Source organism: Reyranella sp. CPCC 100927 (assembly GCF_007859315.1).
Taxonomy (GTDB): Bacteria; Pseudomonadota; Alphaproteobacteria; order Reyranellales; family Reyranellaceae; genus Vineibacter.
The window spans coordinates 276097-287992 of the sequence record NZ_VOHA01000009.1 but is presented as its reverse complement, the minus strand read 5'-3'; the positions used below and the strand labels follow the sequence as shown (position 1 = coordinate 287992).

Annotated in this window: 5 protein-coding genes and 1 pseudogene; 5 read left to right on the top strand and 1 reads right to left on the bottom strand. The window is 54.7% G+C overall.

Annotated elements, in window-relative coordinates:
- A pseudogene (locus FQU96_RS24160) lies at positions 1-252 on the top strand (ATP-dependent DNA helicase); the annotation flags it as partial.
- A 37-nt stretch (positions 253-289) separates the two neighbouring features.
- On the opposite strand, the gene FQU96_RS24155 reads toward FQU96_RS24160, so the two are convergent.
- Entirely contained in the window at positions 290-1543 is a 1254-nt protein-coding gene (locus FQU96_RS24155) for a hypothetical protein (protein WP_146543904.1), read from the bottom strand.
- A gap of 1453 nt (positions 1544-2996) precedes the next feature.
- On the opposite strand from FQU96_RS24155, the gene FQU96_RS24150 reads away from it, so the two are divergent.
- Genes FQU96_RS24150 through drmB form a run of 4 tightly spaced genes read left to right on the top strand, consistent with a single transcriptional unit; the run spans position 2997 to position 11694 of the window.
- Positions 2997-4526: a hypothetical protein gene (locus FQU96_RS24150; RefSeq protein ID WP_146543903.1), complete on the top strand. Its 1530-nt coding sequence runs from the start codon at positions 2997-2999 to the stop codon at positions 4524-4526.
- A 13-nt stretch (positions 4527-4539) separates the two neighbouring features.
- A complete protein-coding gene (locus tag FQU96_RS43055; protein ID WP_146543902.1) occupies positions 4540-6252 on the top strand; it encodes a nuclease-related domain-containing DEAD/DEAH box helicase in 1713 nt (570 codons plus the stop codon).
- Entirely contained in the window at positions 6249-9833 is a 3585-nt protein-coding gene (locus tag FQU96_RS24140; RefSeq protein ID WP_146543901.1) for a helicase-related protein, read from the top strand. Before FQU96_RS43055 ends, FQU96_RS24140 begins: the two co-directional genes overlap by 4 nt.
- Positions 9823-11694 carry a DUF1998 domain-containing protein gene (gene drmB / locus FQU96_RS24135; RefSeq protein ID WP_146543900.1) on the top strand — a complete coding sequence of 624 codons (1872 nt, stop codon included), beginning with the start codon at positions 9823-9825 and terminating at the stop codon, positions 11692-11694. Before FQU96_RS24140 ends, drmB begins: the two co-directional genes overlap by 11 nt.
- Positions 11695-11896 lie beyond the last annotated feature (202 nt).

Sequence of the window (11896 nt, the reverse complement as noted above, 5' to 3'; positions counted from 1 at the left end):
GGACGTTTTGGCGGCGGTGGCGGGTTCGGCGGCGGTGGTGGCCGGCGCGGCCGCTTCGGCGGCGAGGAGACCTACGACGACCGCCGCGCCGCCGGCCAACGCCCGGCCGACGCGCTGGCCGTGGGCCAGCGCGTGTTCCACCAGAAGTTCGGCTACGGCAAGATCGTGGCGATCGACGGCAACAAGCTCGATATCGAGTTCGAGAAGGCGGGACCGAAGAAGGTGCTGGATAGTTTTGTGCAGGCGGCTTGAGGCTCTACACGGCGAAAGTAACGTCACGCTTAATGCCTTAAGCACTCTTCTCAAGTGGAAGTACGCCGAAGACAAGCCCGCTTCGGCTGTAGTTAATGTGGCCGCGGAGTTCCAAGACTACTAGCCCATTCTCCTCGCGCGCCAATGCGCGCACCGTACTAGGCAACTGCAGTCGATTGAAACGTGAGGGCGTGAAAACACACTGCACCGTTTTCTCAAGCGTATCCGGCTCTAGCCGAAATCCAAGAACATCATCAAAAGATTGCTCGGCCGCGAGAACAAGCAACCGCTCTTGAATGCCGAAGAAATACAAATCGTCGCCGTAAGCTTGAGCTACCACCCCACCTGCTGGTCCATCAGTAACGCGCGACTTTCGTAGGAAGAATGTCGTATGTCCCACGCTATCGATAGATGGAAAAGAGAATGGTTCCCCGCTTCCTCGCAGGAGGGGCACCCCGCTCAGCTGGAATGGGTCACTCAGGTACCCAAGGTCGTTGACGCGTGTCGCTAACGCCGATGCAAGCTGGGATTGCGGGCTAATGAAAGAAATCCAATCTCGCAAGAAACGCATACGCGCCAGTAGTCTAAAATGGCGCGGATCAGTTGGAATAACCTCGGGCTCCGGATCGAGAAGCCAGCACTTGGCCAGGCTTTTTGCCCGTCGATCTAACACGGCAATCGTACCGTATCTCACGCTGGTGGCGTATGCATCCTTTCCGGCCTTTTCTTTCTTTACCGTTATGTTGCGACTATGCTGCTGTACCGCGGATGATCGCGCGCTGTTATCAGCTACAGTGCTTCCCTTGGTCTCAACCTGAACAAAAAGGCCTTCATCTGCTGCGATTTGAAAGTCCAAGGTTGGCTTCGCTCTGGCTCCATACTGCTGGGGAATGGGAAGCCAGTCGGCGTCTGTAAGCGTGTGGATCCTGCTGACGACAGAAAGCCCAACTGCCTCACCAACATGCTCGCAAATTTCGTTCAGTTGGGCCTTTACTTGAATCGGTGTTCGAATTGACGTTTCGTCAAACTCAATGCAGTCGGTCAAAGAACTCAGGGCAGTATTGGCTCGGCGGGCTATCGCTGCGTAGTTGGCGTAAGCTTCTATCCCAAGCTTCTTCCGATGAAAGAGGTAATAGGTAAGGAACTCTGCCGTAGGGATTTCTAGGGGCTGAGCAACAACCTGCTCGATGGCCGCCGCCGTGGGAAACCGGAGCAACTTCTGCCTTTCCGCCTCGCTATAGTAGCTCACGTCGACTTTAATGTTTCTTGGCAGCGGATTCGTCAGTTGCATAGCGCCACTTATTAGCACGCATCACCTGCAGCCGTCATGTGTTTCATGAGTACACATTCGGCGAACCCGCAGGGGTGAAGCACGAGACCATCTGATACGAAGCCTTGCAACTTCTGCGGCCGTCGAAAATTGATCCACAATCGACCAATTGCGACCTGCTCTGAGTCCTCTCACCGATCGCGCCTGCGAACCATCGGAAGCCCCGCGGCGGTGCGTATGGACTAAACTAGCAGAGCCCGGCGTCAGCGCCCGGCGGCTGGCTTAGCGACAAAGCAAGTCGGCCGCGTTTCCCGGTTGAGTGACAGCTGCATTTTGCGTTAATATGCAGCCAAATTCGAATGGGGTGGCTACGCTTCAAGGCCATGCAGTAGGGGGATTCGGTGCTAGATCAGCCGGGCGAAAACCTGCGCCGGGAACCAACTGCCAATAGCAATGCAACTGTACCGTGCGCTTTGGCGCTGCATGGAGTAGAAGCCGGGACAAGGCTTGGTCAGTGGGCTCTCGACCTGGTGAAAATCGGCAGGGAGTTCGCGTGCGCGGATCAAACATCGCATCGAACACTTGCATTGAGTGTCCCGACGCTCGATTTCGCCTCAACCTTGGTGGGCGCAGGGTTTGTGGCGGCCTCCGCCGAGGCCCAAGCTAAACGCCTCTCCAGGGCAAATCCCCAAGACCAGCTTTTTGAGCAATTGTGCTCCCTCGCGAAAGGAGCACCGGTATCCGTTAGAATGAGGCAGAGAGGCGATGATTCGACCCTATTGGGGCGCCTCGATCGAGTGGACTACATCTTTGGAGAGCGTTGCGCCGTAATCGAGTATCAGACCGGGACAAAGACAAGAGGCGGAGCGCAGCGCGCGGTCATACGAAAGGAAGATATAGGGCGCGTCTTCTTCAGCGTAGAGAATCAGGCGAAAGTAGATGATCGCCGTCTCGGTCGCTCAATGTCGATCGAGCCTGGTCTGGCTGCGAGCTTCGTAACAGATCGTTCCGCACTTTCTCAACTCATGCTTCATCAGAGCAGAGACTGTGTGATCGTGGGCGTCATCCGGGAACTAACGCAAGAACTTCACTCGGCGCAATTCGAGGCAAAAGGTCTGCCCGAGGCACCATCTACCTACGGCACGCTCCAAGACGTCGTCCGAGCCGCGAATTTCCTAGGTGTCCAGGAACCAAGTCGGTCGGAACTGCTAGCTGTAAGAAGCCCTGCCGATCCTGGGCGAGGCGCTCCTAGATTGGTTATATTTCGCGGATCCTCATCATACTTGCACAACGCGGCCCATTTTCCCTGTTCGCATCATGTTGTCCTTGTTAGTCCGGTTGAACCCGATTTCGAAGTCACCGTGACGGCGCTAAACGAAGCCTCTCTGAACACCCCTGAAGGCGACAGACCGCAGATCGCTATCCCATCGGGCGTGCGGGCTATGATGTTCATTCGTCCGACGCAGTCTGTCCCATGATCGATTCTGGTCGCCGCCTGAATCAGCTGTATGACTTCGTCGCCGCGAACAACTTGAAGTTCGTAGCGGCTGAGTCGACGGATATCGCCCAATATTGCGCCGCCCTTCGCGAAATCCAGAAAGCGCTGGTCGCAAATTCGCAAGACGATCTGCTCATTGAGCTAAACGGCTTAGCCTCTCGTTTTCGATATCGGCTTCTCAGTGCACCCTTGCCCCTAAATCACCCTGCTCTAATTAGTGCGGAGAGTGCTCTACGCTTGCGGCGAAGCGCACAGCAAATCGGGCGTCATTATCAAGAACTGCTCCGTGCGAGTGAAGCCCTAGTGGAGGCATTTTTCGCCATCCGCAGCAAGGGCACCAATCCGCTTTGGGACGCGTTAGAACCACTACTGGATAGACAGTGGCATGATGCGGCTTTTGTCCTGCGGCCTGCTCAACTCGTGCAACCTGTACAGGACTTATGCGACAGCCTCATAAACGGCCTGAAGGTGCTCACAGAGACTCAACTGCGGCACTGGGAGACGTTTCAGGAGCTCTATGTCTTCGGCGCAATGCGATGGTATGACGGCTTTGTATTCTCCGCCCCACGGGCGCCAAATATCGTGATGATCCGATACTCAATTTTGCGGGACGGACCTCCAAAAGAGATTGAATTCCTGAAGCCTATTGGCCCTGCCGCCAGGCCTATTTTTAGCCCGACTGCCAGTCCGACGCCCGATTTCAAAGCCCCGTCGCTAGAGGCGGAAGAAGCGTTGTCTGTTATCGATGCCAAATCTTTGATTAATCGAGTGACAGCATCACTCGCTCGCGATGCGGACGAAGGTGACGATGTTCAAGTGAAGCTTCTCTTTCTGTATCAGGGGCTAGCCGTATTTGCGCCAGTGACTGAGAACTCCAGTGAACTTGTGATTGATCTGGGAGCCGAATCCATTGAGCTGGTTCACCGCGTACGAACTATTGAACTGGAGCCAGGCATGGCAGTTCTAGTTCGAACCGAGGGTGGCGGCGACTACATCGCGCCTGCTGCTGACCGAATACTGGGAGACCAGAAGCTCACGCTACGGTGCGCACAAAGAGCCTGGAAAGAAAAGCTGCGAGACCTTGTTCTGAGACTAGGACTGCCTCGTGTCACTGAAATGCTCATGGCAACAGGCTCTCGAATCGCAAACGATCAGAATGTCCGCAACTGGACAAGTGCTCGATCCATCAGAACTCTCAATCGAGAGGACTTCGACGCAATCTTCAAGCTCATCGGTGCCTCGTCGGACGCCGAACGAAACTGGCGACTAATGGGCGTCATACAGGGAGCTCATCAGCGCGCAGGCGCGCTGATCCGAAGGAGGCTCTTAGAGCACGTAAGAAACTCTGATCTTTCCAAATTGCAGCGTGAAGGACGTATGGATTTTACTCTGCCGGGGAGCCTTGGCGGCGGCGGGATCACCGCCGTGCGCATATCGAGCATCTCGCCGGACGTAGCCCGCGCACCGTGGTCAGCGGTGCATCGCCTTATCGACATTGGGGACTAATCAAGTGGCCCGAATGATTCCACCAGTGATGGGGGGAAGCACTCCGAGCGATGGGGAACGTGACCTGTTCGCCAAATTCCGCGACGATCCCGATACGCGAGACTGGGTCGTTCTGCATTCTTTAGATATAGCAAAGCATCGATCCCAAGTAAGCGGCGAAATAGATTTCGTCGTGCTTATACCCAGCCAAGGTGTGGTGTGTCTCGAGGTTAAGGCTTGCAGAACACTTAAGGTCGAAAGTGGCGGCTGGAAGTACGGCCAAAGCGGCACTTGGGATATGAGAGGGCCGTTCAGGCAAGCATCTGAAGCCATGCATAGCTTGCGCGATCAGATTGTCCAGGCACGGCCAGAACTTCGGAATATTGTCTTCTGGTCGGCCGTCGCTTTTACTCATATGTCGTTCAGGATGGAGAGTGCTGAATGGCATCGATGGCAGGTTCTCGATCAAGAATTTCTTAAATCGCGCGGCCTGGCTGCCGCAGTGCATGCCGTCCTCCGAAATGCGCGCAGGCGTCTGACCGAAACGCCCTCCGCGAGATGGTTCGACCCGAATCGGCAATCGCCGAGTCCAAAGGAAGTGGGTGCGCTTGTCGCCGTCCTGCGGCCAAATTTCGAATCCTATGAAAGTCCACGAGATCGGGTCGCTCGTGCAGCTGCAGACGCCAAGAAATACACCGAAGAGCAGTATCGCGCGCTCGATTTTGCCGAGGACAATGCACGAGTGACTTTCTCGGGCCCGGCTGGAACCGGAAAGACACTGCTTGCGCTCGAATCAGCGCGCCGCGCGGCCGAAAGTGGACACCGCACTTTGTTTCTTTGCTACAATGAGTTACTCGGTAAATGGCTGGAGAATGAAGCACGCTCCCTCGGTCCGGCCGTTGAAGTCGACCGGATCGCAAGTCGCATGCTGAAGGTATCAGGCCTTAATGCCAGAGATGACCGAAGATTCTGGGATTCTGAACTGCCGCGTGCAGCCCTCAGCGCGATCCGCGATGATGATGGTGCATCATTCAACTCATTTGATGAGCTAATCATCGATGAAGCGCAGGACTTTCTAAGAGGCGATTACATTGACTTTCTGAACTGCTGTGTGAAAGGCGGTCTGTCACGTGGACGTATCAAACTGTTCGGTGACTACGAACGCCAGTCGGTCTATCGAGCCGCCGAATTGGATCTTTCAGAACTGAAAGACGGTTGGATTCCGGATTTGGCAGTTGTTCGGTTGCGTGAGAACTGCCGAAACCTACCGAGGGTGGCGTGTCTCGCCAGAGACCTAGGAGGCCTGGCCCCGGACTACCGGAAGATCTTGCGACAGGACGATGAAGTCGATCCCACAATGATCGAGTTCACAAGCGATACCGATCAACAGAGGAAGCTTCTGGATGTCCTCGTTGAATTGCGAGCCGAAGGCTTCGCACTCGCCGATATTGCGGTCCTGTCTATGACTCCTGAGAATATGTGCATGATAAGGGCGAGAGCCGCAGGCGCTTTTGTTACCAACAGCGGTGAATCTCCCAGGAGCGGAGGTGTCTTCAGTTCGTCTGTTCGCCGATTTAAAGGCTTAGAAGCTTCTGTCGTGGTCGTAACAGACATTAACGACATCTCCTCCAACGAGGTGCAGAAGCTGATGTACGTCGCCGTTACACGTACTCTCGGCAGACTTATTCTGCTTATGAACAGCCAAGCGTGTCGCGAGTATAAGCTTTTGAAGAGCAAACAGAAATGAACTCCACCTCTTCTTCAAACGAATCGCCAGGACTGGTGTGTTCGGACGGAAACCCGGATCACGTTACCGGCCGCGCCCATATGCTTCGGGCCCTTTCCGAGGAACTCGTCGGTCCCGCGGTAAAAGGGCCCGAGATTGACTTAGACGCCGTCATAACCGGGCAGTTTCCGGAGAACTTTCGGCGCGATGGGCCTTATCTGCAAAAGGGTTCAGGCGAAGAAATCTTATGTGTCGAACCCCCGGCGTTGAGATACGGCATCGGAGTCTTATTCCCTTGGGGAACTACGCAGGAAAGTGATGGAAAAGATGACTCTCCAGCGGAGCCAACCTTGGAGACAACGCTTGCTACCCTCAATCCTCTCACTACTGGTGCGGAGCAACAATCAGCGCTTACCAGTCACGCTCAAGATAGTATCAGAAAAATAGAAGGACGAAACCTAAGCGGCTCGGGCGAACCTCAGGACGATGACTACGATCTTTCAAGCGCTAACATGCGCCGGCCGAACTCGATGGCACTGTCCTTTCTAGCAAAGCTATCAGCTAATGACGTGATGATCGTACGCGCGACAGGAGGACGTTACGAACAGGTCAAAATCCCAGTCGACAAGAACCGGCAGACAACTTGGTGGAGACGGTATGCCATTTCTATTGAAGTGCGCTTTTCTGGCACTAGGCTACTGAACAACGTCAAGGCAGCTCGCATCACTGCCGAAACGGTGGAAGCGTCTGGACTTGGCCCAATAGATCTTCACGTAGAAGCCTTCTGTCGCCCCACAAGAGACGATGGCCAGCGGCTAATAACTGTGTGTCTAATTAACCGCACAACCGCGGGTCGGGGAATCCACGGACGCTCCATTTTTCAGTCGGCATTTGAAGTCACTTTTGAAAGTGTCACTGGGGCGCACTTTCTTCCTTACCCCAAGCCAGTTCGGAAGCGGCTCGACGACGAGGAACAGTCGCTTGAGATGCTTTATCGCGACTTTGAGACTTTCGCTATCGGTCACGGAGGCGGCGCAGACTGGGAAAAACTGAGCGCAACTCAAACGGCGACAAAGGTAAGGGCGGTCTCGCTTCCCGCGATTGAGACCCCTTCGATTACCCCAGCGGTTACACGAATGGACGGCACCGAGCTTGAGGTGCAGATGGCGCCCCTCGCCGGCCTCGTACCCGATAACGACGGCGCTGCTTCTCTGCAAGAGATTGTCGACTCATATGCAAACTGGATTTCTGAACGCGAGGCTGATGTACCGCGATTAGGCGCTGAGCATTCAGTAGCGGCGCAGCGACACATCGAGCAATGTAAAAATTGCCTTAAACGGATGCACAAAGGACTCGCCTTCTTGCGCGAAGATGAGACTGCCGCTTTGGCGTTTCGCTGGGCTAATGAAGCGATCTTGGCGCAGCAGCTCCGCTCCAGCAGAATCGCTCGATCAGTTGACATTCAGAATGGACGCATCGTTTTCGACAGTCCCTATCGCGACGTGGATCTCAGTATACCGTCTTCTGGTCGCGGCAAGTGGCGACCATTCCAGATCGCTTTCCTTCTTATGTCCTTGCGGTCGGCGGTGATAAGCGACGATGACAAGCGAGAAACGATTGACCTCATTTGGTTTCCGACCGGCGGCGGCAAGACCGAGGCGTATTTCGGCCTGGCGGCATTCTCGGCATTCTACAGACGCCTTTCGGATCCCAATGACATCGGCGTCCATGTCTTAATGCGATATACGCTGCGATTGTTAACGGCCCAGCAGTTTCAGCGTGCATCTGGCTTAATTTGCGCAATGGAAGCAATTCGACGACGTGAAGAAGATCGATTGAAATCAGAGCCCTTTTCCATCGGTATCTGGCTCGGTGGCGAGACGACTCCCAACAGCCGTAGTGAGGCGCGTTCGATTGCACGTCAGCTCCAGCGAGGTGACGACTATGTTATCAACAAGTTGCTCGTCACTAAGTGCCCCTGGTGCTCGGCACAATTAGGTCCAATAAAAAGCAAGTCAAGGAATGCACCGAAAGCAGTAGGGTATCATGACAACGGCGTAACGATTTCTCTGAGATGTTCAGACGACCGTTGCGTATTTCATGGCGGGCTTCCCATATTTGTGATTGACGAGGACATATATGAAAGAAAACCGACTCTTATAATCGGCACAGTTGATAAGTTTGCGATGTTGGCATGGAGACCTGGGGCGAGGGCACTATTTGGCTTGGATGACGAGGGTACCCGCGTAGCGTCACCGCCAGGCCTCATCATTCAAGATGAGCTACACCTGATTTCAGGGCCACTCGGCTCGATGACCGGTCTGTATGAAAGCGTCATCGAGGAGCTTTGCACAGATGGACGAAGCGGCGAAGTCGTTAAACCAAAAATCGTTTGCTCAACGGCGACCATTCGGCGATTTCGGCAACAGGCGAGAGCACTTTTTGGTCGTGAGGATACGGCGCTGTTTCCACCTCCAGGCTTAACTGTGGCCGACTCCTTCTTCTCAAGCTATGCCAAGAATGAGGATGGATCGCTATCGCGAGGGCGCATTTTTGTCGGTGTATATGCGCCAGCCCTAGGGTCCATACAGACCGCAGAAGTGCGGACACTGACGGCACTACTCCAGGCACCGTGTGCTCTACCAGACAAAGCGCGCGATCCGTGGTGGACTGTTTTGATCTTTCTCAACAGCCTGCGCGAGATCGGCACGGCAGCGACTTTGTTCCAATCTGACATTCCGGATCGATTGAAGGTCCTTCGGAAGCGACTGGGCATCGACTTCAAAGAAATCAGACGGCTGTATGAGATAATGGAACTTACAAGCCGCCTGAGAAGTGACGACGTGCCAAAGGCGATTGAAGCTTTAGAAATCGTTGCCGAAGGCAGGCCAAAGGCCGGCAAGTATCCCGTCGACGCCTGCCTGGCCTCGAACATCATCGAAGTTGGGGTTGATATCGACCGGCTCTCGCTGTTGGTCATCGTTGGACAACCGAAGTCCACCTCTCAGTATATCCAAGTCGCTGGCCGTGTCGGAAGGCGGCCTTTTGAACGACCTGGTTTTGTTGTGACCATCTTTGGCCCCAACAACGCGCGCGATCGTTCGCACTATGAAAAATTCCGTTCCTATCACGAACGTCTGTATGCGCAGGTGGAACCCACAAGCGTGACGCCATACTCGCTTCCCGTACTAGACCGGGCGCTACATGCGGTCATGGCCTCATATATTCGCCAAACGTGCAACCAGGACCTAGCCAACTCACCCCGTCCAGTTCCTGAGAAAGAGTTGGCTGAGCTGCGGTCACTGCTAAGAAAGCGGGTTAACATTGTCGATTCGCAGGAGATCGACACCCTTGACGAAAAGTTCGGCGACCGCTTGAGGGAGTGGCGAAAATGGCAGCGGACTGAGTGGAGAACGAGCCGAGTAGATGGCGATGTAGGATTACTAACTCCGGCTGGTTCCTATCTTCCAGCAGAGGACTGGGAATTCACGTGGCCCACTCCACTGTCGATGCGCAATGTCGATGCGGAATGCGCGACCGAGATCACCAGAGAATACTTGACGTCAGACGATATTGAGAAGGAAGAACCGGATGTCGAGTAGTCCGATCCGCCGGTCACAACTTATTGCCCCTTTTGGCGTAGGTGCTCTGTTTGTGACCAAAGAAGGTATCTCGTTGATTGGGGCGGGGCTTGATCATTGGTTCTCAAATAGTGGGGCGATCGGAGACAACTTTGACGCGACTGAATTTCAGATTGAAGAGTGGCGCCTACAGAAGCAGCTAGAGGTCGACTACTTTTGTGTACCGCCAGATTACCGGCGACCGAACAGAGGCTTTTCGGAGAAAAACACGAGTTTGACTGTACCGTTCTTGCGCTTCCCGCAATGGCACTTCTGTCAGCGTTGTGGGAAGATGGTCGAGTATCCGCTGACTGAGAGAGGCAAGAAGATTTGTTCGTGCGAGCGCCGTGGACTCATGGTGCAAATGCCGGTCGTGGCTATTTGTGACAGAGGTCACATCCAGGACTTTCCATGGAATCAGTGGGTCCACCAATCGACTGAGCCGGGGTGCGTAGGTCAGCTTGAATTCGGAAGCACAGGCGTTGGTGGCCTTAGAGGACTACAAATCACTTGTAAGCTCTGCAAGGCGCGCCGAAACCTCGATAATATCCTTTCGGCCGAGCCAGACGGCGAGCGTACACATCTCACTTCAAATCTCGACAAGGCACGCGAATACCGCTGTCAGGGGATGGCCCCATGGCTCGGAAATTCCGTAACGCACGAATGCGGCAGGCCAATTCGTGGTGCACTTCGGAGCTCAACCAACATCTACTATGCGCAGCTGGCCAGCGCCATCTACTTGCCACGACGGGGAAAAACCGCAGAGCCTGGGTTAGTTGATCTGTTGTCGCGTCCTCCAATTCTCACGCTGCGGCAGATCGTTGGTCCAGGACTAACGACCAAGCAAATCCGCACTTCTGCAAAAGGTGGAAAACTTGTTGCAGACTATTCGGACGCCCAAATAGACGAGGCGCTGGCTATCGTCGGCGGTATTGACGCGGGCGACGGACACCAGGCAGTTCCCGAGGACGACGAGCATGTTGCATTTCGGAGGCGGGAATTTGAAGCATTTCTCTCAAGGCGCCGTGATGATGAGTTGAATGTGTCACCTGTCGCTATCGAACGATATGAAGATGATTACTCCAAGTTTTTTTCAACGATAAGCTTGGTGGAAAAACTGCGCGAGACGAGAGTACTTCGAGGATTCGCCCGCGTGTTTCCCGAGAATGATATGGATAATGGCGCGTTTCAAATTTTAATGCGAGCTGAGGCCGCTGGTTACGGTGATCGATGGCTGCCCGCTTACATCGTCCACGGCGAAGGGATCTTCCTGCAGCTGAGCGAGCAGGCACTCCAAGTCTGGGAAACACGTGCAGGCGTGAGACGCCGAGCGAAGCCCTTGATAGATCGATATCTTGATATTCAACAGAATCGAAGGCTTAGAAATCGGCCGATCAGCCCAAGATTCATTCTGGTCCATACGCTGGCGCACCTTCTGATCAATCGTTTGACATTTGAAAGTGGCTATAGCGCCGCTGCCCTGCGGGAGCGCCTTTTTGTGTCGCAACATGCTTCCCGCCCTATGGCGGGAATCCTGATTTACACCGCCGCAGGAGACTCCGACGGCACCATGGGTGGGCTGGTGCGGCTGGGAAAGCCCGGCGCATTTGAACCTATATTGCGCAAAGCACTCGAAGAGGCTCGATGGTGCGGCGCTGATCCGGTGTGCGTGGAGGCCGGGGAGGTTGGAGGGCAAGGACCAGACTCGTGCAATATCGCTGCCTGTCACAACTGTGCGCTGATCCCGGAAACAGCGTGTGAGGAGTTCAACCGCTTCTTGGACCGCGGAATGGTGGTAGGCACCATCAGCCAACCTGACCTCGGGTTCTTCTCAGAAATCTAGCATGCACCAAATGTGGGGTTTTCCATACGTGGGTCTTGATTATACACACAAACTGTAGCTTTATAGACTGATCCTTGGGGGCCTTGAAATGACTGATGTTCGACGTTGTGATGGCGATCGGCCGGGCAGGCCTCAGCGTGACTCAGGGAAGAATTTCGATCGTCGGTAAGCCCCTTTGGATAGAGGGCAGCCCTCGCTGGGG

Bases quoted from the DNA above. Each gene is read 5' to 3' on its own strand.
- FQU96_RS24155 (WP_146543904.1), bottom strand. From the start codon at position 1,543: ATGCAACTGACGAATCCGCTGCCAAGAAACATTAAAGTCGACGTGAGC.
- FQU96_RS24150 (WP_146543903.1), top strand. From the start codon at position 2,997: ATGATCGATTCTGGTCGCCGCCTGAATCAGCTGTATGACTTCGTCGCC.
- FQU96_RS43055 (WP_146543902.1), top strand. From the start codon at position 4,540: ATGATTCCACCAGTGATGGGGGGAAGCACTCCGAGCGATGGGGAACGT.
- FQU96_RS24140 (WP_146543901.1), top strand. From the start codon at position 6,249: ATGAACTCCACCTCTTCTTCAAACGAATCGCCAGGACTGGTGTGTTCG.
- drmB (WP_146543900.1), top strand. From the start codon at position 9,823: ATGTCGAGTAGTCCGATCCGCCGGTCACAACTTATTGCCCCTTTTGGC.